Source organism: Andreprevotia chitinilytica DSM 18519, from assembly GCF_000711875.1.
Taxonomy (GTDB): Bacteria; Pseudomonadota; Gammaproteobacteria; order Burkholderiales; family Chitinibacteraceae; genus Andreprevotia; species Andreprevotia chitinilytica.
Genome location: NZ_JONM01000014.1, coordinates 44,836 through 70,079, shown reverse-complemented (window position 1 = coordinate 70,079; position 25,244 = coordinate 44,836). Strand labels below are relative to the sequence as shown.

Genomic DNA, 25,244 nt, shown 5'->3' with positions numbered 1-25,244 from the left:
GTGAATAGAACGTTCCGCCCCCGATCCCGTACCCATGGCGCCGCGATGAGCTCCGAAGCCCTGCAGTCCAACCTGAGTGACCTGGTCGAGTTCCGCGACGCGCTAACTGATTACGCGCCCAATATCGAACGGCTGGTTTCCGAGCTGAGACGCACGCCAGACAATCTGACGCTGGTCGCCGACCTGTTCCGTGCCTTCCACAATATCAAGGGCGACGCCTCGCTATGCCGGGTGCGCTTCGTCGTGCCATTCGCGCACGGCATCGAAAACCAGCTTTCCCGCCTGCGAGCGGGGGATATCACCTTCAGCGCGATCCTGGCCGAAGTCATCCTGCTGACGCTGGATCGGCTGGAGCTGGCAGTCGAAGCACTGGCTGAGCAACGCCCCACCGATCATCTGCAGCTGGATCGACTGGAACAAGGTCTGCAAACACTGGGTGAGCTGCGCGGCATTGATCTGGAAATGGCGTGCCGGCGCTTGCTGGAGTCCCTCACCGGCTTTCAGATGCATGGCGAAGCACCTGAATTGGGCGGCACACCGACTGCGCAAGCCTTGGCGGAACTTCGGGACGGCGATCTGCCATTCTTCAAGACATTGGCGCTGCAGCTTGAGCAACGCTCGCCGCAGTTCCTGGGCCGGACTGCACGCAATCTCAAACTGGCACTGGAAACCAACGAGCGCGCGGGCTTGCCGGCCGATCCGCTACAACTGGAAGCAGCGGTCTATCTCCACGACATCGGCATGATGCTGTTGCCGGAATCGTTGTGGCTCAAGGTCGGGCGTCTCTCCGACGATGAGCGCCGGCTGCTGGCAGATCATCCCGCCTGGGCCGCTGGCCTGCTAGAGCGCATGCCCGCCTGGCGCGAGGCCGCCACCATCGTGCTGCAGCATCACGAGCAGCCCGATGGCCGTGGTTACCCGCATGGGCTGAAGGGCCACGAGATCGTCACCGGCGCTAAGATCCTGGCCTTGGTGGATGCATTCGAATCAGTGATGCTCAAGCATCAGCAACGCGGCCAGCAGCGCTCGGTATTGCGTGCCATTGCCGAGGTCAATGCATCTGACCGGCAGTTCGACCCGGCGCTGATCGCGCCCTTTAACGCGGTGATCCGCAGCATGCTGGAACACGCGGCACGCTGAACACCCCACCTTGCCTCATCGTGAACACGGAGCTCGCCATGCGCCATACGCTATCGACCGCTTTGCTGACCACCACCCTGCTCGTCCCCGGCGCCCTATTCGTTCCAACCGCATTGGCCAGCGACTTGCCGTCACTGATGCCCAGCGAAGGCCAATGGGCGATCACCACCGAAATGCCGCCCGAGCAAAAAGCCGCGATGAGCAAGATGGACGCCAGGACGCAGGCCGCGATGAAGCAGCACGGCATGTCGATCGACCCACAAGCCGGCACGATGACCATGACCATGTGCCTGAACAAAGAGAACATCAACAAATGGCACGAAGCCGGCGAAGCGCGCCGCGCCCAGTCCGCCGCAAATGCCAAGAGCGAACGCCAGTGCGATGCACCCAAGTACAACGTATCTGGCAACACGCTGACCATGGACATGAAGTGCACCAAGCCGGAACAAATGTCGATGCACAGCGTGTTCCAGTTCAACTCGGCCAAGGACAGCTATACCTTCGAGCACCAGATCACGACACCCAAGCGCGAGATGCACATCAAAGGCAGCGCCAGGAAGATTGGCAGCTGTTAAGCCTCGGGCTGTTACGAGGCGGCGTTGCGACTGAAGGTATTGCAGTCCTTCACCCGGCCGCTCTCGAAGCCGGTGCGGAACCAGTGCATCCGCTGTTCGGATGAACCGTGGGTAAACGAATCCGGCGCTACATTCCGGCCGGCATTGCGCTGCAAGGTATCGTCACCAATGGCGTTGGCGGCGGTCAGTGCTTGTTCCATATCGTTCCGATCGACCAGGCCACGCGCTTGTGCGTAGTGCCCCCACACACCGGCAAAGCAATCCGCCTGCAACTCCAGCTTGACCGACAAAGCATTGGCCGTTGCCTTCGATTTGCCCTGCTCGGCGCGGTGCACCTTGTCCGATATGCCCATCAGGTTTTGTACGTGGTGGCCCACTTCATGCGCCACGACGTAGGCCGCAGCAAAGTCACCGGGTGCGCCAAAACGTTTGTGCAGTTCGTCGAAAAACCCCAGGTCCAGATACACCTTGCTATCGGCCGGGCAATAAAACGGCCCGACGGCCGAGCTGGCCTGACCACAGCCCGACTGCACCGCGTTGCGGAACAACACTAGCTTGGGCGGGCGATATTGCTCGCCGGACTCCTGAAACAGCTTGCCCCAGGTGTCTTCGGTATCACCCAGCACATGCGCGACGAAACGCTTCGATTGGTCGTTATCGGTCGCAGCAATCGGCCCGCGTTGCGTGGCAACCGGCTGATGGCCGGAGAACTGCATGACCATGCCAAGGATTTCCATCGGGCTCTTGCCAACGAGCAGGCCAACCACAATGGCCAACACCACGCCACCAATCCCCAAACGCAATCCGCCGCCGCCAAAGCCGCTACTGGATCGCTCATCCTCCACATTGCCGCTTTCGCGCATGTCATCCCAACGCATGTCCATCCCCGAGCTTTATTGCCGTAGCGCACATGATCCCAGCCGCAGATGCCCAGCACAATGCCGCCGGAATGGCGAAGCGTTCACGGACAACTCAACTGCCAATCTTTTCCAGCGGATCAACCCAATGGGTGTAATGCAGGGGCTTGCCGGTTTCCAGCAAGGTCTTGAGTGACGACAAGATGGCCGGCCAGCCCTGCTGGATGCCGTGATACACCTTGCTGCCCGGCGCGAACTCATCGTGTGTCATGGTGAGCTTGACCACGTCGCCCAGCGCCTCCAGCTCGAACGTCACGCGGGATGGCTTTTCATCGCGCATGTGCTCCAGCCATTGCACGCCGAAGGTGAACGACAACATCTGACCCGGCTCGGCCAGCAGCACGATACCTTGCAGATCGATGCGCGCATCGTCGATCCAGTACGTGACCTGAGAGCCCGGCAACCAGTCCGATTCAACCCGTCGCCAGTATTTCTGCGTGAGCTCGCTGTCGGTCAGCGCTCGCCATAGCTGCTCCGGCGTGGTTGCGATGTAGCACACGTAGACATAGCTAGGCGTATCCATGATCTTGCTCCCCTGATTCCCTTGAGTACGGTGTAGCAGCTCAACACGGCATGCGGTTGAGGCAAGCGAGCCCCGTAAAATCACTATGCAGCGCCAGCAGGCACCGTTCAAGGAAGGGAGCCAAACAACGACACCGGCGCGCGGCCGGTGTCTTGATGGGGTACTACAGAGAGCTACAGCGAGGGGACGATCAAATCCGTTTCAGGCGATCCACCTTGCGTCGACCACGTGATGTGCGCCGCTCGTTGCCGTTCAATGCGTAATTGATGTACTGCCACATTGCATCGTCTTCATCGAGCGAGCGACGGCGCTCGAGAAGGCGTTGATCATCGGCAACCAGCCGTCCGCTCAACGCGGCGACCGGGCCATAGGTGGCCTTGTGGGTAGGGACATATTTTTCCATGGCTTGCTCCATAACGAGCCGAGACTTCATGCCAAGGCGAAGCACTGGCGTGATGGCAGAACAAAATAGTTCAAGCGTACCGAGGTGTTATCAGACTTACCCTAAGAGTGTACTGCTGCAACATCATGCACCGCAGTGCCGCTCTGACCAGCGGCTTTACTTACAACTGCATTTTCTCCAGCCACAAAAAAACGCCCCGAAGGGCGTTTGGCGGTGCAAGACATCAGCGACGCACAAAACCGGGACGCGGCGGCGCGGAATTGCCCGGGCGCTCGTCCTTGTGGCGGAAGCTCACGCGGCCCTTGGTCAGGTCATAAGGCGACATTTCGACCGTGACCTTGTCACCAGCCAAGACGCGAATGCGGTGCTTCTTCATCTTGCCGGAGGTATAAGCAGTGATTTCAATGCCGTTATCCAACACAACGCGATAGCGTGAATCGGGCAGCAACTCGGCCACCACGCCTTCCATTTCGATCAGATCTTCTTTAGCCATAGTAATGATGCTCCTGCTGGCGGCACGCACGTGCGTGTGCCAAAGGTTGTGCGGTGTGCCGGCATGACCAGCACACGAATGAACGAAAAGCCGAAAGTGGCCAACAGCAAGGCGCTGGCAAACTGGCGAGATGTTCAACGCGAGGAATACGTCGTCCGAACGGGACACAAGGACGGCGGAGATGGCCGGGATCGCGACGCATTCGCTGCGCGGTCGGGGCGAGGCCGCACTATACAAGGCTTGTGGCGGTAATGACAGCGCATTATTGCCCCCTGAGCATAGGCCTTTTCAGAAAGCCCCGCTCGCAGGCCGCTCATCCACTCACATTGCCCGCATGGACGAACGTAAAAAAATCTTGTACAAACCGACGAATGGGCGTAGAAAGACAAACGCAGGATATTTCAAGCCGTGAAGTTGCGGTATTCGTTGTGACACTTGGTATTACCTCGTTTTGCCATTTCCCTTGATTGTCATGCGCTTGGGCCTCGCCCATTTTTACCTATTACTTTTTATTACTGATCAACAAGGATTTTTTCATGGCTACCGGTACCGTCAAGTGGTTCAACGACTCCAAGGGCTTTGGCTTCATTACTCCGGATGCAGGTGGTGACGATCTGTTTGCCCACTTCTCCCAAATCCAGTCCAACGGTTTCAAGACCCTGGCTGAAGGCCAAAAGGTCACCTTCGACATCACTACTGGCCCGAAGGGTCAGCAAGCGTCGAACATCAAAGCTGCCTAATCAGCCGCGATGATCGAAAAAGCCCGGAGCGATCCGGGCTTTTTTACGTCCATTGTTTTCACGTCTGTTGGTTACTGGCCCCCCAAGAAAAGCCGTTAACCACCCCGCGCGCGACGCGCCGCCTTTGCGGCATTCACGGCCGCCTGAGCGGCCAAACGATCACCCTGCTGTGCCGCAACCGCCTCAGCTTCAGGCACCGGCGAAAAACGCCTCACCCACTCGCCAGCCGGCCGGACCCAAAAACCGGCATCAAACGGCCAGAGATGCTCATAGACCACCATCGCGCTTAGATCTTCACTATGGCGGGCATCAGCGATAAAGCGGTAATAGCCGCCGTCGACGTGGCGAAAATAGGTGGACTGGCTCTGACTCACGGACAAACTCCTGCAACTTGATCGAATACGATCGGGAACGGCAGTTTAGCCGCACGCGGCGATGCGTGATAAGCCCCACATCGGAACGACACGAGTTCTTTTCACGCCTCCCTATCGCGGAAAGCCAGCACAGCCAGCCTTACCCCGCCCTGCTAGGATTGCCGGTTCGATTGGAGAACGCGCATGCTGTCAGGACAAGGAGTCGCACTATCAGTCGTGGCGTCGGTGGTATTCGCCGCGCTGGGTTGGTTCACCATGCTGCTCACGCCACTGACCGGCATCGACATCTTCGCCTGGCGTATCGTCTGGACGATTCCCGGCATGTTCGTCGCGATGGCGCTACTGCGACATTGGCCCCGCTTCCTGGCCATGCTGAACCGCTTCCGGCACGAGCCCCGTCTCTGGATCGCAGTGCCTGTCTGCGCACTGCTGCTCGGCATTCAGCAATGGCTATTCATGTGGGCGCCGCTCGCCGGGCGGCTACTGGAAGTCTCGCTTGGCTACTTTCTGCTGCCGCTGGTGATGGTACTGGTGGGCTTCGTGTTCTACGGCGAACGACCCAGCCGCCTGCAATGGATCGCCGTCGCTTTCGCATTGGCCGGCGTCTTGCACGAACTCTGGCTGACCCGGGCATTTTCGTGGGTATCGCTCGTTACCGCGCTCGGCTACCCGCCCTACCTGATGCTGCGCCGAGCGGTGAAGCTCGACCCGGTCAGCGGCTTTTTGCTGGAAATCCTTTTCATCCTGCCGTGGGCGGCGTTCCAGCTTGGCACTCATGACGCCGGCACCACCGCACTCACCGTCAAGCCCTTGCTGTGGCTGCTGCTACCCTGCCTCGGCATCATGACCGCAACCGCATTCGGCTGCTATCTGGGTGCCAGCCGCCTACTCCCGATGAGCTTGCTCGGCATCCTTGGCTATGTGGAACCGGTGCTGCTTTTCATCATCTCGGTCGTCTTCCTGAGTGAGCCCTTCAGCGCAGCAGGCCTTGGCACCTATGTGCCGATCTGGATCGCCATTCTGCTCACCGGCACGCACAGCGCCTTCACCCTGCATCGGCAACGTGGATCGAGCTGACTACTTCTTGCGCGAGCCGACGACCAACACCGCAATGCCGCCAATCACCAGCGCCCAACCCAACAAGGGCGGCAAGGCGACGCTCTTTTCTTTCTCCGCCGTCGCCTTGAGCGGGCCGAGTTCGAACACCTTTTCCTCGGTTTTGTAATTGATATTGCCCAGGACCAGAATGCCCGCCCCCAGCGCGATCAAAAGGATGCCGACGATGATTGAAGCCTTCATGAATTCTTCTCCAGATGCGGTACGTAGCCGCTCGCTTTACGTTGATTGATCCGGCCGCAGTGTAGCACCGCCGATTTACGACCCTCGCGACCCAGCGACACACCCTGCATCATAATTTGCAAATCAATAGAACGATCGTACAATAAACGGATTGTTGCTACTCAGCCCACGCCCATCGTGCGCAAGATCATCCACATCGATTGCGATTGTTTTTATGCCTCGGTCGAAATGCGCGACCGGCCCGAGTTACGCCCGCTACCGCTCGCCATTGGCGGCCGGCCGGAGCAACGCGGTGTGATCGCCACCTGCAACTACCCGGCACGCAAATTCGGCATCCACTCCGCCATGCCCACTGCCACCGCACTCAAGCGCTGCCCGCAACTCGTGCTACTGCCACCGGATTTCGAACGTTATCGAGCCGCGTCCAAAGCCGTCCAGGCGATCTTTCTAGACTACACCGACCTGATCGAACCGCTCTCGCTCGACGAGGCCTATCTCGACGTCTCCACCGCCACCCGCTGCCGTGGCAGCGCCACGTTGATCGCAGAAGAAATCCGCGCCCGCATCGCGGCCGAAGTCGGCATTACCGCCAGCGCCGGCATCGCCTCGAACAAGCTACTCGCCAAGATCGCCAGCGACTGGAACAAACCGGACGGCCAGTACGTGATCCTGCCGCACGAAATAGACAGCTTCATCCAGTCCTTGCCGGTCAAGAAACTATGGGGAGTCGGCAAAGTCACCGCCGCCCGCCTCAACGCCGCCGGTGCACACACCTGCGCCGATCTGCAGCAATGGCCGCTGGAACAACTGGTGCGCGACTACGGCAAGATGGGCCGCTCGCTCTACCGCCAATGCCGGGGACAAGACGAACGCCCGGTCGACCCCCGCCGCGAGCGCAAATCGCTCTCGGTCGAAAACACCTACCCGAACGACCTGCCCGACCTCGCCGCCTGCCTCGCCACGCTACCGCCCTTATGGGAAGACCTCGCGCACCGGCTGACTCGCAGCGGCGCAGATACGCCGCCCCATAAAGCCTACGTCAAGATCAAATTCCATGACTTCACGCAGACCACCATGGAATGCGTCTGCAGCACGCCGACCGAGGACATATACCGCCAGCTACTCACCACCGCCTGGCAACGCGGCAGTAAGCCGGTGCGGCTCGTTGGCGTCGGCGTACGCTTTGCCGAAAACGCGCCGATGCCGGAAGAGAATTTGCCGCTTTGGCAAGAAGCGCCAGTCATTTAACCCAGACTCAGCCTTAGCGGCAGAAGAGCGCCCACAGCGGCATCAGCGGCGACTGGCTACATAAAGGCTATTGCAGGCTGGTGATGGTCATCACGGCCGGGCCTGCCGCATCGGTGACACCTGGCGGTGTCATGCATGCCAACAGATTGGGCTGCACCAACGTAGCCACAAACGTCATGTTGGCACCGGCATACCTCCCTGCCGTCACCAAAAGCTCGTTGGTGGTCACTACATCCCCGATAGGAAGCCGTTCCGTCACGGCCCGGACAAAGGTCGCGGTGCTCTGCTGCCCATCCTGCCATGTGACGGTTGTCGTGCCACCGCTGACACTATTGAGTGTCAATGCGCAGGACAATGTGCCCTGTCCCCCAAAATGATAAGTAGCCGACACCACAGTAGCGTCACCAACGCAGGGCCCAAGCGTCGCGTTGGCATTGACCGCGATCAACTGCGGCGAATCAGTTAATCCTGGCGTGTAGTGATTCGTTGCCGTTCCAGGGCAGGTAACCAGCGTCGTCTGCGCGAACCCAGGCGCAGCACAGAGCAAACCAGCCATCATCACCCCCAGCCATTGAAACAAGATGCGTCTACCAATGCCTTTCATGACAATACCCTCCGAAGTTGATCACTAAACCATTCGCCAGATCAGCAACACCACCCCCACGGGCGCACTGGCATCTACCCGTTCCACGCTCAACAGACGATCAAGGCCCATCAATCCTTGGAAAAAAATGAAGGAGCGAGCTTGCTCGCGATGACGATGGCAAATCCACCGCAGCAATCGCGAGCCAGCTCGCCCCTATAATACTTCCATTCCGACCGGGACAATCCACACCACAAAAGAATGGCGTAAGTAAATTAGCAACCTTTTAATAGGTACCTGCCTGGTCATTGTCAAGATTTGCGCCGCCAACCGCGTAGCCGCCCACAGCGTCATCAAACCGACCACCACCGGTCACTTCTTGCTGCCCGGTGGCGGGGAGTGCTCACTGCAGCAAACCACGATGAGTAGCCCGTGAACCGATCAACGAGGCTGCATCATGCGTTACCTGATGAAATTAAGACTTTCGAACGAGATGGGAAACAAGGCGTTGCGCGATCCGCACTTTGGCGAGCGACTGGGAAAGCTGCTGGCCGACATCAAGGCAGAGGCCGCCTACTTCACCACCGTGGGCGGACAGCGCGGCGGCTATATCGTCGTCAACTTTGATGATGCGTCGCAGATGCCAGCAATCGCGGAACCGTTCTTTCTTTGGCTCGGGGCCGATGTCGAATTCTTGCCGGTAATGGTGCCGGAAGACCTGGCACGAGCGGATGCATCGATCCAGGCGGCGGTGGAGGTCTGGGCCTATTGAGCCTTACCGCGAGTCTCGCAGCAGCATCAACCACCCAACCTCGACTGCACAAGGCACCAGGGCTCATGCAGTCATGCGCCCGGCGTGGCTATAAACCGTCATCCGCTCATCGCGCGCAAAGCCGATCAAGGTCATGCCTGCTTCGTCAGCCAGCCGCACCGCCAAGGCCGTGGGCGCGGAAATCGTCGCGACGATGACGAAACCCGCTGCAGCCGCCTTGTGGACGATCTCGTAGGAAGCCCGCGAGGTCATCACCAGCAAGCCGTCGCGCCCTTCGGGTGGAACGTGGCGAGCCGTTGCGCCGATCAACTTATCCAGTGCGTTATGCCGGCCGACATCCTCCCGCACCCACATCTCTTCACCCCGCCACCAGCCGGCAGCGTGAACTGCGCCGGTCGCCGCGTTGAGCGGTTGCAGCACCGTCAACGCCTGCAAGGCACGCTGAACACTTGCCGAATCCACCGTGAGATTCGCACTCACGGCGGAACTCGCAGGCGTAATCGGCCGGATGGCCGCCTCAAGGGAATCCTGCCCGCACAAGCCACAGCCGGTGCGGCCGGCGAGTGTGCGCCGCACGTGCTTGAGCTGCCGGAAGCGTTCTTCGGTGATCCGCATCTCGATGCTGATGCCCGCGCTGGATGTCTGCACCTCGATATCGGTCAGCTCACGCGGCTGCGCGATGATGCCCTCGGTCAGCGAAAAACCCAGCGCGAAGTCTTCCAGATCGAGCGGGCTCGCCATCATCACCGCGTGAGAGATGCCGTTGTAAACCAGCGCCACGGGCGTCTCTTCGGCTAGCAGTTCGCTACGCTGCACCGCCTCGCCACGCTCGATGCGCAGCGCTTGTACTTGCTGGATACCTGCCAACAAATTCGACTCCATCCTCGATTCGGGCGCGTTCATTGCGGCACGCACAATGCACGACCGCGCTCGGTGAGCCAAAGCGTGCGCCGCTTGCCATCCTGCCGGCTGACCACGCACCCCAGCCCGCCTTGCTCGGCACTCGTTTCAAGCAAAGCCAAGGCCCGGTTGAGCTGGCTCATGCCGATGCCAAGGCGCTTGCCGATCTGGTGATCGGACAGGCCATCGTGCTCAGCGAGCTGGGCCATGATGGCGATGAGAAGGTCTTCCATGTTTTCGGAATCCAAAACACAAAATCTTGAACCGACGTGGGTACAGAGAAAGCCCAATTGGACTGAGAAAGGACACTTGTAGGAGCGAGCTTGCTCGCGATGGCAACGTATCGCTACACGATGCAATCGCGAGCAAGCTCGCTCCTACAAATACCTCGCCTTTGCCTTTCTCTGTGCTCTCTGTGGTTCAAGACGTCAGGTTTTCAACCGCACTCAACCCCAACACCACCGGCACCGATTTCGAAGCCGGCGTGCGTGCCCGATCCGCAAAACTATCCAGCGGCACCAGCCCATTGGTTTCCGGGTAATAACTCGCCAGACAACCTTCTGGGATATCGTACTCGACCAGCAAAAAGCGTTGCGCCACCCGCTCTCCGTCATGCCAGACGGAAGTCAGATCAACCCATTGCCCGGCCGTAAACCCAAGCCGCGCCAAATCAGCCTTGTTGATGAAGCACACCCGCCGATGGCCAAACACGCCGCGATAGCGGTCATCCAGCCCATAGACGGTGGTGTTGTATTGATCGTGGCTGCGCACCGTCATCAGGTTGAATACCGGCCGCTCACCGTGTTGACGGCGCATCGCCTTGATGGGTAGATCGGTCGGCACCGCATGCGTCATGAATCTGGCTTTGCCAGTGGTGGTGGACCAATGCCGCGCCCGTGCCGAGTTACCGAGGTAAAACCCGCCCGGCACATGCACGCGCAGGTTGAAATCGGCAAAACCGTCGATCACTTGGGCGATCTTGTCGCGGATGCGGTCGTAATCTTCGATCAGCCACAGCCACGGCGTTTTGCTGTGCTTGAGCGTGGCGGCAGCCAGCCGGGCCACAATGGCCGGCTCGGATAGCAGATGCTCCGATGCCGGCGGATTCATGCCCGCCGAGATATGCACCATGCTCATCGAATCCTCCACCGTCACGCCCTGCGGGCCGGCGACCTGGATATCGATCTCGGTGCGGCCCAGGCAAGGCAGGATCAGTGCATCACGGCCATGCACAAGATGGGATCGATTCAGTTTGGTGGTGACATGCACGGTGAGATCACACTGCCGCAACGCCTGCTTGGTGCGCTCGGCATCCGGTGTGGCGACGGCAAAGTTGCCGCCCATGCCAATGAATACCTTCGCCTCACCCGCCAGCATGGCCTCGATCGCGCCAACCACGTCGTGGCCGTGTTTCTGCGGCGGCGTGAAATCGAACGCACGGCCGAGTTTTTCGAGGAAGGCTTGCGTTGGCTTTTCGTAAATCCCCATCGTGCGGTCGCCCTGCACGTTGGAATGGCCACGCACCGGGCAAGCACCGGCACCGGGTTTGCCGATATTTCCCTTCAACAGCAACAGATTGACGATGGACTGAATCGTCGCCACCGAATGCTTGTGTTGGGTGATGCCCATGCCCCAGGTGCAGATGGTGGCGTTGCTCTTGATATAGATCGCGGCAGCTTCGCGGATCTGCGCTTCACTCAGGCCGGACTCTTCCACGATAGTCGCCCAGCTTTCCGCGATCACATCGGCGCGGAAGGTCTCGAAGCCATCAGTGTGCTCGGCGATGAACGCTTCATCGATGTCACCTGCTTCCAACACCACCTTGGCGATGCCTTTGACGACCGCCAGATCACCGCCAATGCGCGGCTGGTAATAGCGCGATGCAATCTGCGAGCCGTGGGCGGACAGCATATCAGCCGGGCTTTGCGGATCGGCAAAGCGCTCCAGCCCACGTTCGCGCAGCGGATTGAAAGCAACGATGCGGCAGCCGCGCTTGGCAGCCTCGCGCAGCGTACCCAGCATGCGCGGGTGATTGGTGCCGGGATTCTGGCCGAAGATGAAAATCGCCTCGGCATGCTCGAAGTCATCCAGCGTGACCGTGCCCTTGCCGACGCCGATCTGCTCCTTCATGCCGGTGCCGGATGGCTCGTGGCACATGTTCGAGCAGTCCGGCAGGTTATTGGTGCCGAACTCGCGGATGAACAACTGGTAGAGGAAGGCCGCTTCGTTGGAAGTGCGGCCGGAGGTATAAAACAGCGCCTGATCCGGGTGCGGCAATGCGTTCAGGTGGGCAGCAATGGCGGCAAAGGCATCGTCCCAGGCGATGGGCAGATAGCGATCGGTGGCGCTGTCGTAGCGCATCGGCTCGGTCAGCCGCCCCTGCCCTTCCAGCCAGTAATCATCATGCGCGGCCAGATCGGCGACGGTGTGCTCGGCAAAGAGTGCGCGGGTCACACGGCGTTCGGTGGCCTCGGCGGCGACGGCCTTGGCGCCGTTTTCGCAGAACTCGAACGTGGAATGGTGATTCTTGTCCGGCCAGGCACAACCGGGGCAATCGAAACCATCTGGCTGGTTGGCGCGCAACAAGGTGCTCACGCCCCGCCCGACGATGCCCTGCTCCTCGATATGCTTGAACACGCTACGCAACGCACCCCAGCCGCCGGCCGGCTTGTCGTAACGCTTGATTACCTGTTTGGTCATGCCACCGTTCTCCCTCGCTACGCCACCGTTGTGCTTTACCGGTGGAATCGCAGCCCAATCGGGTGAAATACCCTGTGAGCATGACGCCGTCAACTACCCGGCCGGGCGGACTGCAATGACGCCATCACGTAAAGGCGAGCGGATTCTTGCAGTAGCCATTCAAATTTTGCAGAAAAATGTCAGGAATAGGTATCACCAACGGCCACGGAGTGGTATCTGGCGGCGCGGGTTTTGCCCCGATCCCGTGATCAGCCCCTGTTTTTCACCCATAAAACCACCGAAGAAATGATGAAGAAACCACTTCGTCAACAACATTTACAACAGCTTTCTCAATATAAAAACCTACCGCTCATCCAGCGCAATATTTTTGACTTAATCACTCGCATCCACTCACCACCGCCTCATCACCCCGCACCAAAACAAGGCACGGAGAGACTTGCACGCCGACATGCCAACCCCGTGGCGCGGCCAACGCAAGCGATGCAGAAGAATTATCTAATCTGCTGAATTTAAAACAATATTGACAACCGCATAATCGTTTCCGATGCTCAATTCCGGCCACGACATGCGGTACAAGCAAGGGGTGGCCGAATTGACGTGAGCGGTTGCTGTCGTCAAAAAACCCTGGCAACAACAGCTGACAATGGCTGACGAAGATCAGCTTACAGCACTGACTCATGTTCCTGAGCGAGCGTGGTCTGCCGTACTACACCGGTTTCACCACGCGTGTATCTAAAAACGAAAGAAGATGGAGAAGTTACGAATGAAACATCATTTGCCGCGAAAGCTGGCCATTAGCGCCGCACTCGCCATGCTGCCTGCCGCCGCCTGGGCCTATCCGGTCTGGCAAGACGGTGGCACCTATACGGCCGGCACCATTGTTTATTACAACGGCCATGATTATCAGGCGCTCGTCACGCAGACCGACTATGTCGGCGCAGGCTGGAATCCGGCTGCCGCACAAAGCCTGTGGAAAGACCTGGGTGTAGATACCGGTGGCACGCCGACTGCGACCCCCGTACCGACGCCCACGCCAACTGCCACACCGACGCCGGTCACGGGCACCCCGGCGCCGACGCCCAAACCAACTACAACGCCAACTGCAACGCCGGCCCCGACCACGGCACCTACCCCGGCCGGCACCTGCTACGCCGCATGGGATTCGACCAAGGATCACTACAACGGTGGCGACAAGGTCACCTTGAATGGCGTCAATTACGTCGCCAACTGGTGGACCAATGCCAATCCGTCGACCAACAGCGGCCCATCCGGCTCCGGCAAGGATTGGACCGTGCTGGGTAACTGCAGCGGCGGCACGCCCGTCCCAACCCCGGTGCCGACAGCAACGCCAACACCGAAACCGACCGCCACACCAACACCCACGCCAAGTGGTACGCCGACCCCGACACCAAGTGGCACGCCCACGCCGGTGCCGACCGCGACCCCGACACCCACACCAAGCAGCGGCGCTGAAGTCGGCGCTTACTTCGCACAGTGGGGCATCTACGCGCGCAACTACTTCGTGAAGACCATCGACACCAGCGGTTCCGCCGCCAAGATGACCTTCGTCAACTACGCGTTCGCCAACCTCTACAAGCAAGCCGACGGCACCTATCAATGCCAGAACGGCATCAGCCAGCTCGAACCGGGCTCCACCGATCCGAACTCGGCCTCCGCCGGTCTGGGTGGCGATGCCTGGGCGGATTACCAGAAGACATTCAGCGATACCGTCAGCGGCACCGCAGATACCTGGAACCAGCCACTGGCCGGCAACTTCAACCAATTGAAGGAACTGAAGGCCAAGTATCCGAAGCTGAAGATCTTCATCTCCGTCGGCGGCTGGACGTGGTCGAAGTGGTTCTCCGCCGCCGCAGCGACCGATGCGGGCCGTAAAGCGCTGGCATCGAGCTGTATCAACCAGTTCATCAAGGGCAACATCACCGCTTCCGGCGGCTTCGGCGGCGCGGGGACTGGCGCGGGCATCTTCGATGGCATCGACATCGACTGGGAATACCCGGGCGTGCAAGGCGTGGGCTACAACACCCTCAATGCCACCGCCGACAAGCACAACTTCACCCTGCTGATGCAAGAGCTGCGCACCCAGCTCGATGCCTACGGTTCGACCACCGGCAAGCATTACTACCTGACGGCAACCAGCTCGGCCGGCGCAGACAAGATCGCGCAAACCGAACCGGCCGCCCTCGCCCCGCTGGTGGACTGGATCAACCTGATGGCCTACGACTATCACGGCGGCTGGGAATACACGAGCACCAGCTACCTGGATGCGACTGGTCAGAACCACCCGACCCCGTCGGCCGTCACCGACTTCCACGCCAACCTCTACAAGGACCCGAACAGCCCGAACGTGAAGGCGGCCGGCATCGCTGCGTCGTACAACACGGATGATGCGGTCAACCTGCTGATCAGCTCCGGCCTGCCCGCCAACAAGATCGTGATGGGCGTGCCCTTCTACGGTCGCGGCTGGACCAGCGTCGCCGCAGGCAGCAACAACGGCCTGTACTCCGGCGCGACCGCACCGGCACACGGCACCTATGAAAACGGCGTTGAAGACTACAAGGTGCTGAAGAACGCCGCCGGCACCGTGTACTACAACAACGTCACCATGGGTCTGTTCAAGTACGACGGCAGCAACTGGTGGAGCTATGACGACGTCACCACCCTCGCCACCAAGGTGAACTACGCCAAGTCCAAGGGCTTCCGCGGCGTGTTTGCCTGGTCGCTGGATGGCGATGACAGCAGCGCCACGCTGATGGGCGCTGCAGCGAAGTTCGCGCAGTAAGTGAGGTATGCACTCGGGCGGAACATCGCCTGAGTGCAAAGCCGCACAACGACGTGAACCCGCGTTTGTAAACGTCAGTTCGACGAGTGATTAACCGGCCCGCAAGGGCCGGTTTTTTATTGGGCCCGATGACGTCACGGGATTGCATAGGCCCGTAGCCCGGACGGCTTTGCCGGCCGGGGTTGGTTCACATGGCCCAACCCGCTTGATTTGCCCACGCCGCTCCCCGGCCGGCAAAGCCGTCCGGGCTACGGAAGCTGACGTTCTTGACCGCTCCGGTGAGGGTTGGGGATACTTCGCTTTGTCACGCCTCACGGCGTGATCAGGTTTAGCAGCCTGGATATGTAGGCGGACAAACCGCTGCAAAGCGGTTTTATTACGTCCGCAACACCCTTGGTGCGCCTTCAATGGCGGAGCAAGGATGGGGCACCTTCGGGTGCGCCGGTTCCTACATTCCGGTCTGCTAACCCGTCCTTGCGCCCGCCACCTTCGTTTAGCAGCGAAGCGGCGGGTAAAAACCCGCAAATGTAGGGGGCTCCCATGCCCAACGCACCCCAAGGTACACCTGCACCACCGCTCCCCCGCTACGCCTCTGCACCCCGCTCGATCGGCCGCACCACCGACGATTTTGCCCGCTACGGCATCGAATGCGTAGACGAACTCGGCCGGCTCTTCCAGATCCTCGCCCGCATCGTCGATCCCGGCTCCGCTGCGTACCAGCTGACACAAACGGGTATCTCACTGGCTCAGGAGCGACGCAGCGCGATTGATATGGCGCGGATCAATGAAAAGGAATTGAAGGAATTCAGGGAGAAAGACCGGAAGTAGAACGTAGGGCGGAACACCCAAAGGGCGTTCCGCCGTATCTCAAATGATCCAACATGCGGCGCACTGCCCTTTGCTGGGCGAATCCAAGATTCGCACGCGACGGGGAGTGCGCCCTACGAACTGGCCTTTTAAGTTTTGCTGCATTCGTTGGTGGGGCTGAATAGAATGATGCCCAATAGTTGCCCTTCCCCCTCCACTCCAGGGCACCGATTGTCTCAAGCATACGGAAAACCGATGGCTGACCAAGACAGCATCAACTGCACTACACATGGCGACTCGGTCACCACTTATGTCTGCCAGCACCTGATTCGCGGGGAAAATCAGGACTGGTATTGCGCCGAACCCGACGAAGAAAAACCGTGGCCGGATTCTTGGTGCGGAAAATGCCACGAACATTTCGCCAAGGAAGGCGAATGGAACGACGTTTCTGAACAAGCAGCCGACATCACGAACAACGTCAGTATCCTTTGCAATCACTGCTATGAGCAGATTCGCTCAACCTGCCATGTCCACTATATCTAACTGCGCCAAACTCACATCGAACAAAGCCCAATGTGTAGGCATTTGTGGTCGGCATAGCGCCATGACAATGAATGGCACCCAATGATTGAACTCTTGCAAGCACTACTAGGACTCTATCTTTTATACATATTCCTGGTATTGCCATACTTCATAATTGCATGGAACATTTATTTCAAGAAAATAAAATACCTATGCTATACGCGAAAATATTTCGAAGACACTTCGTTGTTTGCATACAGATCAAATTCTCTCTTGATCCGCAAGATGTACACCAACAAGGGTTATCTTAAATTCAACGACCCTGAAATAAATAACCTATTTGAGAAGCTCCACCAAATCAACGCGCGTGCCTTGAAGGCCTTCTTCATATCAATCCCTATTTTCGCAATCGGCCTTTTGATATACGCCTTTTCATAACCGCAAACAAATCACAACGGCAAGAGACGTTACATACAGGAAATTTATAAAAATGAGCGGGCTGCGTAGAATACTGCTGTGTTGCTTTTCATGCGGATGGCTCGTCCCCGCCTGGTTCTGTACTTATCTTGCGTTGTACATGCTTGGCGGCCACGGAGTTAAATGCGGCGACTCATTCCCTTTTGAGTACTATGCAGAAAATTCGTTAGCCGTTGCAGCCATCTGGCTTGGGTTGGTTATTTTTTATTGGGCAAATCGCACCTTAAAAACCCAACGCATCAATTAGGCTGAGAATGCAGGCATAACCAAGGCAATCCAACAGGAGCACCGAATGCCTTTCGAAAGAGCCAACTGTTACGGATATGCGTGGGGCGTGGATTACAACTTCGCGCCGGGATCGATCAGCGATGAGCGTGAAGGGATCGACCTGGACGGGATCAGCGACGTGAAGGAGGCAAAGCGCATCGTCATGGATGCGTGTAAGCGCGATGGTCTGTTGCCGCTGGCCAATGCCTCCACTTACCCAATCGCTGTCTTTATCAATACCTATGAAGGCGGCAGGCTGGACTACCACTTTTACCGATTTGGTGTGACGAAGTGGAGCCATAAAATGAGCAACACCGGTGAAGTCGAAACAGGGATTGATGAGCCGGTGGGGCACAATCGGGGCTTGATCAACACCAGAGACGCAAATGACGACCTGATCATCGACCAGAAATGTTGCGGCGTTCTTTATCGGCCGGCCGCCCCGAGTCCGGAACAGATCATCGAGATTCTTGAAGAGTAGCCGTATACTGCGAGCCAATCCTCAGTTTGAGCTGAATGAAGCCCGACACTCATCACCCAATAATTAAATTATTACATCACGAGTCACAATGAACGCAATTAAAAAATTCGCTTTGGCTACTTGCCTGATCATGTTTGCAACTGGCGAAAAGGCGCAAGCCGATGAGCAAAGCAAGCTTGGAAAAATAGATCAAATGCTGGATGCGATGCATCTTGAAACGGCGCATAGGCTAGGTATTGAGACTTGCATAGAAACGGCATCTACTGCCTATTACGCCCCTGAAGAAATGGTAAAGAAAAACGGAAGTTATAACGGATTCACACCAAAATCAGCAGAGTGGCCCAAAGTAGAAAAATTGTTCAAGGAGTACGTAAAATCCACGTGCACCTATATGGACTATCCAGCATTAAAGGCATTGTACGTTAAGTTCTACATGGACAATGTGACCGAGGAAGACATGGATGCTTGGTTGGTATTTGTCCAAAGCCAGCCAGGGCAGGCTTTCTTGAAGAATCAAGATACCATCGTCAAATCTCTTACCAGCTATTCCTATCAAAAATCCTTGGAAGCTGGCAAAGCCGCAGACATGAAACTCGGGACAGGGTTGGCGGCGTTAAGAACAAATGACGGCGGCAATGATTTTACGTATTTGTTGATGCTTGGCGGTAAGGCTTTCTTTGCTATGACGTGGCTTTTAATGTTTTCGTTGTTGGCATTTCAACAAATCAAAAAAAGAAAATCCAAACCCATAGGCTGGGCTGAATGAAATGAAGCCCAACGGCAACCGAATGCGTTGGGCTTCATTTCATTCAACCCAACCTACCGCTTAGCCGTCTCCTCACGTCGCACCGCCCCAATCACCCCCGCCACCAACCGATCCATCCCCGCAATCATTCCATCCGGATGATGTGATACCCCCAGGCGCACCACGACCAGATGTTGGGACGGCACGATCACCACGTGCTGGCCCATGTAGCCCATGGCGAAAAAGGCATCTGGCGGGACGTTGGGCATGCCCCACGGCAGCCCCCACGGGCCGTCACCGCTGACGCTGTTGATCCAGAAGCCTGCGCCATAGCCGGTATCCAGCGTTTGGGCGGCGGAGTATTTCACCCACCCTTCCGGCAGGATGCGTTCGGTGCCGATCTTGCCGTCGTTCAGGTACAGGAGCCCGAAGCGAGCCCAGTCACGTGCAGGAGCTGCCATGCGATCAACAGGGACAGGATCGCCAACCCGCAGGCGTTGGTCGTGCTTGAAAGCGCCGCTGGTACGCCGCCTTCGGATGCAAGGGCAGCCAGCGCCATCACGATGCTGTAACCCGCCGTCGCCGCCACGATCAACATGCGCAGTCGTCGACGGCCTTCAACCAGATCGGCCCGCCACGTTGCCAGCGATTGCGCTACGGATAACGCGGCCAGCAACACCGTTGCGAGGGTGAGCACCAAGCCGGCCGGCGCAGAGATCGAAAGCTGCCTTGGCACGAACACCAGACAATTCAACACTCCAAGGGCGGCGAGCAGGCTCCATACCGCCAAGTACCACGGCCGCAGCACGAATTTTTCGTCCGGGGCGTCATTGAGCAAAGCGCGGGTGAACAGCCAGAACACGATGCGACTGCGGCACCGAGGCGGGCAGCAAGCACCCGCGGAAAACCGCGCAGCAAAGAAGCGGCAATAAGGACAAGCAACAGCATCGCCCCGCCGCGCAGCAGCAGGTTCAGCGCAAGTTGTGGGTTGATCTCCACGCGTGTTCCTTTGGGTGGGGGATGGGTCGCAAGTGGGTCGGCGTAGTCAGGTGCCAAGCATGCCAGCAGCAATATTGCATTCGCTAGCCTGCTCTTAGAATCTGTTCACGATCTTTTGGGAAGCCGGTTCAGAGTTAGATGCGGCGCAATGCCCGGCGGGGATTGCAGCCTACGAAATAACGGTCAGTCGCACACTGTAGCCATTGTTTTCCTCGCAATGGCTGCACTGCGCGCTTTTCCTCCCCTTTCGCTCAGCGCCGAGGGAGTGTCGCGAGACCTTAGGCTCGCGACCGACCGAGGGTAGCCCGGAGGGCCGCCCAGCGGGGGTCGCCTTTGGAGTGGAGAGGGCTTTGGCGAGACAAAGTCCTTTCCCCGTTTGCGCGGCGGAACGCGCTGTAATGCTTTTAACCTGCGCCGCAGGCGCATAACTAGAAACAACAAACCAGATACATACCAAGCAAGCATTGTTGTCAGAAACACAAACCGCTTGTCCCCCTGTTACAACCGATCGTCCATAAGCGCATCAGCAACGACTGATTTGGCTGCGAGCCGCCAGCCGGCAAGCAGGGCAGCCATCCCTAGAAGTAACAATGCCTTGCCGCACGTTGACACCATGCGCAGCAAGATCGATGCGTGTTTCAGACAAATCCGATGTTGATTCCACCCACGTTGACAATGTCATGGTGCTATTGAATGATCTGAAAGCGTTTGCATATCCGCGTTTGGCGTATCCCGGCGCAGGTTGCAGCCACACAATCTGCACCCATCAATCAGCAAAACAACAACTTAGCTGCGCGGTGCGGATCGGCACAAATGAGGCAAAGTCCTCGTACAGATCAATAAAGGATGGAGAGTCCCAATCATGAAGCAGAAAGCGTTTTCACGCCGTCTGGCGATGAGTGCTGCCTTGGCCATATTGCCGGTTGCAGCGTTTGCGTCTTACCCGACCTGGCAGCCGGATGTGACCTATACCGCCGGCACCATCGTGCTCTACAACGGCCACGACTATAAGGCGCTGGTCACCCAGACCGACTACAGCAGCGCCGGCTGGAACCCCACTGTCACCAGTCTGTGGCAAGACCTGGGTGTGGATACCAGCGGCAGCCCCACTCCTGCACCAACCCCGGCCCCCACGCCGAAACCCACCGCAACACCAACTCCGGCACCGGCCGCGACACCAACCCCGGCACCGGCTGCCACGCCGACCCCAGCACCAAGCTCCGGCTGTTATGCAGCGTGGAGCAGCAGCACGGCCTATGGCGGTGGCTCGCTGGTGAGCTACAACGGCGTGAACTATAAGGCGGCGTTCTGGACGCAGGGCAACAATCCGTCGACCAGTTCCGGCGCAGCCGGCAGCGGCCAGCCGTGGACGGTCGTCGGCAGCTGTGGCGGCAGCACGCCGGCACCGACGCCAACGCCGACACCTGCACCAACTCCGGGCCCGACACCCGCTCCAACACCCGCTCCAACACCCACACCGACCCCAGCGCCGACCCCCACTCCGAGTGGCGGCTATCGCTTCACGCCGTATGTCGATGTCAGCGGTACGTTCGATCCGGTCGGCTGGTCGCAAGCCACCGGCCAGAAGTACCTGACGCTGGCGTTCGTGAACTCGAACGGCGGTTGCGGTGCCAAGTGGCCGATCGACGAAGCCACCGTGCTTTCCAAGGCCCAAGGGTTGCAGGGTTTGGGCGGCAACGTGATCATTTCGAGCGGCGGCTGGAACGCACTTGATCTGGCGCGCCAATGTACCGATGCCGCCAGCCTGGCAGCGGTATATCAGGCTGAGCTCGACAAGTTCGGCGTAAATCACCTCGATCTGGATGCCGAGCACGGCGATCAGCAAAACAACCTCGATACCACCGTGGTGGACCGTCGCAGCGCCGCCGTGAAGATCCTGCAGGATCACTACGCCAGCCTGGGCAAGGCCTTCACCGTGTCGTTCACGCTGGCGGTCAACCCGGTCAACGGTATCCCGGCAGAAAGCTTCTATGTGCTGCAGTCGGCCAAGAATGCCGGTGCGCGTATCGATCTGGTCAACCTGATGGTGATGGATTACTACGATGGCGGCGCATCGTCGGGCCAGATGGGCTCGCGTTCGGTCACGGCGTTGCAGCTGTCGTTCAACCAGATCAAGAACCTGTTGCCGGGCAAGACCGATGCACAGTACTGGGCCATGATCGGCGCAACGCCGATGATCGGGCAGAACGATGACCCGACCGAGGTGTTCTCACTGGCCGATGCGCAAACGGTACTGAACTTCGCCAAGACCAATGGCCTGGGCCGGCTCGCGTTCTGGTCGACCGGTCGCGACAACGGCAATTGCGCCGGTAGCACTACCGCCAACTGGCAGTGCAGCGGCATCAGCCAAAGCCTGTGGGGATTCAGCAGCATCTTTGGCGGATTCTAAAGGGTTCTAAAAGGCAGTAAGTAAGCTGTTCGTCCCCGAATAGCTGATGTTGGAAATCGGCCGAAAGGTCCGATGCAATGTTCTCCTTCTTGACCGGCCCGTAAAGGGCCGGCTTTTTTTGCGCAGCACATTGGGGAGTTCAGCCACGGGGAGCGCAGATAAAACAACACCAGCGCAGGGCTGGTGTCGTTTGCGGCTTAAAGCTTAGGGGACTAGTGCTTGGTGCCGGTTGGCGTATTCGGCTTGGCCGGTGTGACGAAGGAGGTTGCCGGAGCAATAGGCGGTTTGGTTTTCTTGGGCTTCTTGGCTTCGCGGTGACTACGTAATTGACTCTTGGCCATGATGGTTCTCCTGGCCACGCCGGCCCGCTGCTGCGACCGTGCGGCCTTTGGGTTGCAGGTATTTCCCTGCGGCGGCTGCCTGGGTGCGTGAAGTGCTGTTGGTACCAATTCCGTTTGCGCCGGGGCAGCAGCGTGCTTAGATCATAGGCCGACGTGCCGCAGGGCGTCGTTTTTTTCCAGGCAAGACCAGACAATCGAGCAGATAGCCGGAAAATACAGCTATTATTTGGACTGTCGGGTCTAACCCATAGTGCACAACGGCAGAATGCCGGGTAAGTTAGCAAGTGTGCCGACCAATGCAGCTGACCGCGTCACCACACCGATTCCGCAAAAACAGCCTGAAAAAAGATTGTTCAATAGCAAGTTGATGCAGCTTGAATTTGATAATTAATACCCACACACTAAACTTTTCTGGTCAGGCATGGCCTATTGATACCTTTCGCAGCCAATTCAAAAAAACATGATTCAATTGCATCTTCCCGCAGGCGTTTCCGAAACAGATCACCCATCTGCCTTATTCAAGGCACCGGATCAAGCTGAGTCCGCCAAGTCCGGCGAATCGCAGTCACCCCAAAGCAATCAGACGCACCATCATCCCCACCCGCCGAATCATCCATCAGCCTTAACAGCCTTATTCAAGGAACCTGAACCCGCTACGACGGCAAATGGTGATGAATCGTGGCACTCGCTGGTGAAGCAAACCACCCAGCTGACCCAACGTCAGATCGAGCGCCTGGCACTGCAACGATTGGTATTTGAACGCATCCGCCTCTGTGCCAAGCGCTACGGCGAAACGCCAGATGAAATGCTGGAATGGGTACGCAGCCAAGTCATGCCCAACCCGGAGCCCTGACCTCCACCCTTCCGATCTACCGCAACAAACCCGCCAGACCCCAATTCATATGAACAGCACCAGTACAAGACTGGGGTTGTCGCTCTGCCATTTAATCGGGGCGGTATTTTATTTCGCTTAGCTTGCATCCTGCTTCCGCATTCATCGCGTTACCTTTATCAAGCACCGTGCGCTTGAATTCATGCACGCCATGCCAATCATTTGCCATATTGCTTAATCGACCGTTTCGCTTACTTGCCGATATGGATTGGCAATGACAAATCATCTGCATCGTCGAAACCCTCCAAGTTAGCCACCGCTCGACGGCATAGGTCGTTGCGCCATCCAGCAAAAGCCCGCACCCTTCCACCATTCCCAACTCCGTCGGACCTGATTATGAAACTCCGCCTGTTGCTACTCACCCTCCTCTGCCTGCTCGCCGCGCCCTTCGCCCTCGCTGGCGTCGATCAGATCAGCGACAAGGAAGCCGGCAACGGCCTGCGCGAAGCGCTGAACAAAGCCGCCACCATTGCCGTGAATCAATTGGGCACAACGGACGGCTTCTTTGGCGATAGTCGCGTGAAGATTCCGCTGCCGGAGAGCCTGAAAAAGGGCGAAGTGCTGGTACGCACGATGGGCTACGGCAAGCAGGCGGATGAGCTGGTGCTGACCATGAACCGCGCCGCAGAAAGTGCGGTGACGCAAGCCAAACCGATTCTGGTCGACAGCATCAAGAAGATGAGTTGGCAGGATGCCAAGGAGATCGTCACGGGTGGCGATACCGCCGCGACCGAGTACTTCCGCCGCACTACCAGCCAGGCCATCACGGCCAAATTCCGCCCGGTGGTCAGCAAAGCCACCGCCCGCGTGCAACTGGCGGACAAATACAACGCCTACGCCGGCATGGCTGCGCAGCTGGGCCTGATCAAGGCGGAGGATGCGAATCTGGATGACTACGTGACGCAAAAAGCGCTGGATGGCCTGTTCCTGATGATTGCCGAGCAGGAAAAAGCCATCCGCAAAGATCCGCTCGGGCAGGCCAGCAAGCTGTTGCAGAAGGTGTTCGGGCAATAGCGTTGCGCGCTAAGCGGCATCAACCATCGCCGCATCAGTTGTAGCCCGGACGGCTTGCCGGCCGGGGCGACATCGCGTCAGGGATCAGATGCCCCCGGCCGGCCAAGCCGTCCGGGCTACGGAGCGCCCCTCTCCAGCATATTGCCGGGGGAAGTTACAAATCACTTCCCCACCATCGCCAGCACCGCAATCACCTCGCCATCCTCCACCTGATTGAAATGGGTATAGAACTGCCCGACCGCCTGGAAGAACGTGGGCGTGAACAAGCAGACCACTTCGTCGGCATGGCGTTGCATCTTTGCCAATACGTCGAACGGCGCGACGGGCACTGCGCAGATCAGCCGCGCCGGCTGTTGCTGACGCACCGCATGCAGCCCGGCGATCATGGTGGCGCCGGTCGCAAGACCATCGTCCACGACGATCACAACACGCCCGGCGGGACTCACGGGGGCACGCCCCGGCGTGTATTGCGCACGGCGGCGGTGGATGACCGCTAGTTCGGTCACGCGCTGCGCTTCGATATAACGCGCACTCTCCTCATCATCGCCGGCATAGGGGTTGCGATAGACCCAGCCCGATTCATCGACCGCTGCCAGCGCGAATTCAGGCTGATACGGCGCACCGATCTTGCGCACCATCACCACATCCAGCTCGCCGTCCAGCGCATCGGCCACCACCTTGCTCATCGGCACCGCACCACGCGGAATGGCAAGCACCAGCGGTCGTTGGCCCTTCAGGTAGCGCAGCGCCTCGGCCAAGCGCTGGCCGGCCTCGATCCGGTCGTGAAACACCATGTTTCCTCCTCACGCGCCAGCCGCGATG

30 protein-coding genes are annotated in these 25,244 nt (G+C 58.6%); 15 read left to right on the top strand and 15 right to left on the bottom strand.

Annotation, left to right across the window (positions count from 1 at the left end; genetic code table 11):
* Positions 1-45 precede the first annotated feature (45 nt).
* Both BR41_RS16525 and BR41_RS16520 read left to right on the top strand, forming a co-directional pair.
* On the top strand, positions 46-1,140 hold the full coding sequence (locus tag BR41_RS16525; RefSeq protein ID WP_035059203.1) for an HD-GYP domain-containing protein: 1,095 nt from the start codon (positions 46-48) through the stop codon (positions 1,138-1,140).
* 38 nt (positions 1,141-1,178) lie between these two features.
* Positions 1,179-1,715 carry a DUF3617 domain-containing protein gene (locus BR41_RS16520; protein ID WP_035059200.1) on the top strand — a complete coding sequence of 179 codons (537 nt, stop codon included), beginning with the start codon at positions 1,179-1,181 and terminating at the stop codon, positions 1,713-1,715.
* Between the two features lie 11 nt (positions 1,716-1,726).
* On the opposite strand, the gene ypfJ is transcribed toward BR41_RS16520, so the two are convergent.
* From ypfJ to infA, 4 genes are all read right to left on the bottom strand, one after another.
* Entirely contained in the window at positions 1,727-2,593 is an 867-nt protein-coding gene (ypfJ, locus tag BR41_RS16515; protein ID WP_035059291.1) for a KPN_02809 family neutral zinc metallopeptidase, read from the bottom strand.
* Positions 2,594-2,687: 94 nt separating this feature from the next.
* Complete coding sequence (locus tag BR41_RS16510) at positions 2,688-3,155, bottom strand: SRPBCC family protein (protein WP_035059198.1); 468 nt, start codon at positions 3,153-3,155, stop codon at positions 2,688-2,690.
* Between the two features lie 190 nt (positions 3,156-3,345).
* The gene (locus BR41_RS16505) at positions 3,346-3,558 is read right to left on the bottom strand and encodes a hypothetical protein (protein ID WP_035059196.1); all 213 of its coding nucleotides are present in this window, start codon (positions 3,556-3,558) and stop codon (positions 3,346-3,348) included.
* A gap of 223 nt (positions 3,559-3,781) precedes the next feature.
* A complete protein-coding gene (gene infA, locus BR41_RS16500) occupies positions 3,782-4,051 on the bottom strand; it encodes a translation initiation factor IF-1 (protein WP_035059193.1) in 270 nt (89 codons plus the stop codon).
* Positions 4,052-4,587: 536 nt separating this feature from the next.
* Here infA and BR41_RS16495 point away from each other — a divergent pair.
* Positions 4,588-4,791, top strand: a complete 204-nt coding sequence (locus BR41_RS16495) for a cold-shock protein (protein ID WP_035059190.1) — start codon at positions 4,588-4,590, stop codon at positions 4,789-4,791.
* Positions 4,792-4,886: 95 nt separating this feature from the next.
* Here BR41_RS16495 and BR41_RS16490 read toward each other — a convergent pair whose 3' ends face one another.
* Entirely contained in the window at positions 4,887-5,165 is a 279-nt protein-coding gene (locus tag BR41_RS16490) for a DUF1653 domain-containing protein (RefSeq protein ID WP_211251780.1), read from the bottom strand.
* Positions 5,166-5,348: 183 nt separating this feature from the next.
* Here BR41_RS16490 and rarD point away from each other — a divergent pair, with 183 nt between their 5' ends.
* Complete coding sequence (gene rarD, locus BR41_RS16485) at positions 5,349-6,242, top strand: EamA family transporter RarD (protein WP_035059184.1); 894 nt, start codon at positions 5,349-5,351, stop codon at positions 6,240-6,242.
* Here the strand turns inward: rarD and BR41_RS16480 are convergent, their stop codons facing one another.
* Positions 6,243-6,464 (bottom strand): hypothetical protein, encoded by a 222-nt coding sequence (locus BR41_RS16480; RefSeq protein ID WP_035059181.1) that lies wholly within the window; start codon positions 6,462-6,464, stop codon positions 6,243-6,245. It lies immediately after the preceding gene.
* Positions 6,465-6,641: 177 nt separating this feature from the next.
* On the opposite strand from BR41_RS16480, the gene dinB reads away from it, so the two are divergent.
* Positions 6,642-7,712, top strand: coding sequence for a DNA polymerase IV (gene dinB / locus BR41_RS16475; protein ID WP_035059178.1), 1,071 nt, complete (start codon positions 6,642-6,644; stop codon positions 7,710-7,712).
* 67 nt (positions 7,713-7,779) lie between these two features.
* On the opposite strand, the gene BR41_RS16470 is transcribed toward dinB, so the two are convergent.
* Positions 7,780-8,316 (bottom strand): hypothetical protein, encoded by a 537-nt coding sequence (locus tag BR41_RS16470; RefSeq protein WP_035059175.1) that lies wholly within the window; start codon positions 8,314-8,316, stop codon positions 7,780-7,782.
* A 436-nt stretch (positions 8,317-8,752) separates the two neighbouring features.
* Between BR41_RS16470 and BR41_RS16465 the strand changes: the two genes are divergently transcribed.
* Complete coding sequence (locus tag BR41_RS16465; RefSeq protein ID WP_035059172.1) at positions 8,753-9,067, top strand: hypothetical protein; 315 nt, start codon at positions 8,753-8,755, stop codon at positions 9,065-9,067.
* 63 nt (positions 9,068-9,130) lie between these two features.
* Here the strand turns inward: BR41_RS16465 and fdhD are convergent, their stop codons facing one another.
* The 3 genes from fdhD to BR41_RS16450 all read right to left on the bottom strand — a co-directional run bounded on the left by fdhD (position 9,131) and on the right by BR41_RS16450 (position 12,667).
* Positions 9,131-9,949, bottom strand: coding sequence for a formate dehydrogenase accessory sulfurtransferase FdhD (gene fdhD / locus BR41_RS16460; RefSeq protein ID WP_035059169.1), 819 nt, complete (start codon positions 9,947-9,949; stop codon positions 9,131-9,133).
* Positions 9,950-9,966: 17 nt separating this feature from the next.
* Positions 9,967-10,200: a helix-turn-helix domain-containing protein gene (locus BR41_RS16455; RefSeq protein WP_035059167.1), complete on the bottom strand. Its 234-nt coding sequence runs from the start codon at positions 10,198-10,200 to the stop codon at positions 9,967-9,969.
* Positions 10,201-10,387: 187 nt separating this feature from the next.
* Positions 10,388-12,667: an FdhF/YdeP family oxidoreductase gene (locus BR41_RS16450; RefSeq protein ID WP_035059165.1), complete on the bottom strand. Its 2,280-nt coding sequence runs from the start codon at positions 12,665-12,667 to the stop codon at positions 10,388-10,390.
* Between the two features lie 288 nt (positions 12,668-12,955).
* Between BR41_RS16450 and BR41_RS24270 the strand changes: the two genes are divergently transcribed.
* The 6 genes from BR41_RS24270 to BR41_RS16420 all read left to right on the top strand — a co-directional run bounded on the left by BR41_RS24270 (position 12,956) and on the right by BR41_RS16420 (position 18,787).
* Positions 12,956-13,174, top strand: a complete 219-nt coding sequence (locus BR41_RS24270) for a hypothetical protein (RefSeq protein ID WP_169741321.1) — start codon at positions 12,956-12,958, stop codon at positions 13,172-13,174.
* A gap of 256 nt (positions 13,175-13,430) precedes the next feature.
* Positions 13,431-15,467, top strand: coding sequence for a glycosyl hydrolase family 18 protein (locus BR41_RS16445; RefSeq protein WP_035059163.1), 2,037 nt, complete (start codon positions 13,431-13,433; stop codon positions 15,465-15,467).
* A 540-nt stretch (positions 15,468-16,007) separates the two neighbouring features.
* Entirely contained in the window at positions 16,008-16,295 is a 288-nt protein-coding gene (locus BR41_RS16440) for a hypothetical protein (RefSeq protein WP_035059160.1), read from the top strand.
* 234 nt (positions 16,296-16,529) lie between these two features.
* The gene (locus BR41_RS16435) at positions 16,530-16,817 is read left to right on the top strand and encodes a hypothetical protein (protein ID WP_035059158.1); all 288 of its coding nucleotides are present in this window, start codon (positions 16,530-16,532) and stop codon (positions 16,815-16,817) included.
* 748 nt (positions 16,818-17,565) lie between these two features.
* Positions 17,566-18,021 (top strand): hypothetical protein, encoded by a 456-nt coding sequence (locus tag BR41_RS16425; RefSeq protein ID WP_035059152.1) that lies wholly within the window; start codon positions 17,566-17,568, stop codon positions 18,019-18,021.
* Positions 18,022-18,109: 88 nt separating this feature from the next.
* Positions 18,110-18,787, top strand: coding sequence for a DUF2059 domain-containing protein (locus BR41_RS16420; protein ID WP_035059149.1), 678 nt, complete (start codon positions 18,110-18,112; stop codon positions 18,785-18,787).
* 53 nt (positions 18,788-18,840) lie between these two features.
* Here BR41_RS16420 and BR41_RS16415 read toward each other — a convergent pair whose 3' ends face one another.
* Together BR41_RS16415 and BR41_RS25265 are read right to left on the bottom strand one after the other, a co-directional pair.
* Positions 18,841-19,227: a serine hydrolase gene (locus BR41_RS16415; RefSeq protein ID WP_035059146.1), complete on the bottom strand. Its 387-nt coding sequence runs from the start codon at positions 19,225-19,227 to the stop codon at positions 18,841-18,843.
* Positions 19,179-19,628 (bottom strand): hypothetical protein, encoded by a 450-nt coding sequence (locus tag BR41_RS25265; RefSeq protein ID WP_051711182.1) that lies wholly within the window; start codon positions 19,626-19,628, stop codon positions 19,179-19,181. The genes BR41_RS16415 and BR41_RS25265 overlap by 49 nt, the downstream gene beginning before the upstream one ends.
* 999 nt (positions 19,629-20,627) lie before the next feature.
* Between BR41_RS25265 and BR41_RS25445 the strand changes: the two genes are divergently transcribed.
* Positions 20,628-22,175 (top strand): carbohydrate-binding protein, encoded by a 1,548-nt coding sequence (locus BR41_RS25445; protein WP_035059143.1) that lies wholly within the window; start codon positions 20,628-20,630, stop codon positions 22,173-22,175.
* Between the two features lie 212 nt (positions 22,176-22,387).
* Here BR41_RS25445 and BR41_RS25440 read toward each other — a convergent pair whose 3' ends face one another.
* Entirely contained in the window at positions 22,388-22,516 is a 129-nt protein-coding gene (locus tag BR41_RS25440; RefSeq protein ID WP_281174013.1) for a hypothetical protein, read from the bottom strand.
* Between the two features lie 691 nt (positions 22,517-23,207).
* Here BR41_RS25440 and BR41_RS24265 point away from each other — a divergent pair.
* Positions 23,208-23,369: a hypothetical protein gene (locus BR41_RS24265; protein WP_156970755.1), complete on the top strand. Its 162-nt coding sequence runs from the start codon at positions 23,208-23,210 to the stop codon at positions 23,367-23,369.
* Between the two features lie 91 nt (positions 23,370-23,460).
* On the opposite strand, the gene BR41_RS24260 is transcribed toward BR41_RS24265, so the two are convergent.
* Positions 23,461-23,721, bottom strand: a complete 261-nt coding sequence (locus BR41_RS24260; protein WP_156970754.1) for a hypothetical protein — start codon at positions 23,719-23,721, stop codon at positions 23,461-23,463.
* 23 nt (positions 23,722-23,744) lie between these two features.
* On the opposite strand from BR41_RS24260, the gene BR41_RS16395 reads away from it, so the two are divergent.
* The gene (locus BR41_RS16395) at positions 23,745-24,422 is read left to right on the top strand and encodes a DUF4197 domain-containing protein (protein ID WP_035059137.1); all 678 of its coding nucleotides are present in this window, start codon (positions 23,745-23,747) and stop codon (positions 24,420-24,422) included.
* Between the two features lie 161 nt (positions 24,423-24,583).
* On the opposite strand, the gene BR41_RS16390 is transcribed toward BR41_RS16395, so the two are convergent.
* Positions 24,584-25,216, bottom strand: a complete 633-nt coding sequence (locus BR41_RS16390; protein WP_035059135.1) for a phosphoribosyltransferase — start codon at positions 25,214-25,216, stop codon at positions 24,584-24,586.
* Positions 25,217-25,244: the final 28 nt, after the last annotated feature.

Bases quoted from the DNA above. Each gene is read 5' to 3' on its own strand.
- BR41_RS16465 (WP_035059172.1), top strand. From the start codon at position 8,753: ATGCGTTACCTGATGAAATTAAGACTTTCGAACGAGATGGGAAACAAG.
- infA (WP_035059193.1), bottom strand. From the start codon at position 4,051: ATGGCTAAAGAAGATCTGATCGAAATGGAAGGCGTGGTGGCCGAGTTG.
- BR41_RS16415 (WP_035059146.1), bottom strand. From the start codon at position 19,227: ATGGCAGCTCCTGCACGTGACTGGGCTCGCTTCGGGCTCCTGTACCTG.
- BR41_RS16505 (WP_035059196.1), bottom strand. From the start codon at position 3,558: ATGGAAAAATATGTCCCTACCCACAAGGCCACCTATGGCCCGGTCGCC.
- BR41_RS16435 (WP_035059158.1), top strand. From the start codon at position 16,530: ATGGCTGACCAAGACAGCATCAACTGCACTACACATGGCGACTCGGTC.
- BR41_RS16390 (WP_035059135.1), bottom strand. From the start codon at position 25,216: ATGGTGTTTCACGACCGGATCGAGGCCGGCCAGCGCTTGGCCGAGGCG.
- BR41_RS16525 (WP_035059203.1), top strand. From the start codon at position 46: ATGAGCTCCGAAGCCCTGCAGTCCAACCTGAGTGACCTGGTCGAGTTC.
- BR41_RS24260 (WP_156970754.1), bottom strand. From the start codon at position 23,721: ATGGTGGAAGGGTGCGGGCTTTTGCTGGATGGCGCAACGACCTATGCC.
- BR41_RS25445 (WP_035059143.1), top strand. From the start codon at position 20,628: ATGAAGCAGAAAGCGTTTTCACGCCGTCTGGCGATGAGTGCTGCCTTG.
- BR41_RS16480 (WP_035059181.1), bottom strand. From the start codon at position 6,464: ATGAAGGCTTCAATCATCGTCGGCATCCTTTTGATCGCGCTGGGGGCG.
- BR41_RS16395 (WP_035059137.1), top strand. From the start codon at position 23,745: ATGAAACTCCGCCTGTTGCTACTCACCCTCCTCTGCCTGCTCGCCGCG.
- BR41_RS16425 (WP_035059152.1), top strand. From the start codon at position 17,566: ATGCCTTTCGAAAGAGCCAACTGTTACGGATATGCGTGGGGCGTGGAT.
- BR41_RS16495 (WP_035059190.1), top strand. From the start codon at position 4,588: ATGGCTACCGGTACCGTCAAGTGGTTCAACGACTCCAAGGGCTTTGGC.
- BR41_RS16450 (WP_035059165.1), bottom strand. From the start codon at position 12,667: ATGACCAAACAGGTAATCAAGCGTTACGACAAGCCGGCCGGCGGCTGG.
- BR41_RS24270 (WP_169741321.1), top strand. From the start codon at position 12,956: ATGAAGAAACCACTTCGTCAACAACATTTACAACAGCTTTCTCAATAT.
- fdhD (WP_035059169.1), bottom strand. From the start codon at position 9,949: ATGGAGTCGAATTTGTTGGCAGGTATCCAGCAAGTACAAGCGCTGCGC.
- ypfJ (WP_035059291.1), bottom strand. From the start codon at position 2,593: ATGCGTTGGGATGACATGCGCGAAAGCGGCAATGTGGAGGATGAGCGA.
- BR41_RS16420 (WP_035059149.1), top strand. From the start codon at position 18,110: ATGAACGCAATTAAAAAATTCGCTTTGGCTACTTGCCTGATCATGTTT.
- BR41_RS16445 (WP_035059163.1), top strand. From the start codon at position 13,431: ATGAAACATCATTTGCCGCGAAAGCTGGCCATTAGCGCCGCACTCGCC.
- rarD (WP_035059184.1), top strand. From the start codon at position 5,349: ATGCTGTCAGGACAAGGAGTCGCACTATCAGTCGTGGCGTCGGTGGTA.
- BR41_RS16440 (WP_035059160.1), top strand. From the start codon at position 16,008: ATGCCCAACGCACCCCAAGGTACACCTGCACCACCGCTCCCCCGCTAC.
- BR41_RS25440 (WP_281174013.1), bottom strand. From the start codon at position 22,516: ATGGCCAAGAGTCAATTACGTAGTCACCGCGAAGCCAAGAAGCCCAAG.
- BR41_RS16470 (WP_035059175.1), bottom strand. From the start codon at position 8,316: ATGAAAGGCATTGGTAGACGCATCTTGTTTCAATGGCTGGGGGTGATG.
- BR41_RS16520 (WP_035059200.1), top strand. From the start codon at position 1,179: ATGCGCCATACGCTATCGACCGCTTTGCTGACCACCACCCTGCTCGTC.
- BR41_RS16510 (WP_035059198.1), bottom strand. From the start codon at position 3,155: ATGGATACGCCTAGCTATGTCTACGTGTGCTACATCGCAACCACGCCG.
- BR41_RS16455 (WP_035059167.1), bottom strand. From the start codon at position 10,200: ATGGAAGACCTTCTCATCGCCATCATGGCCCAGCTCGCTGAGCACGAT.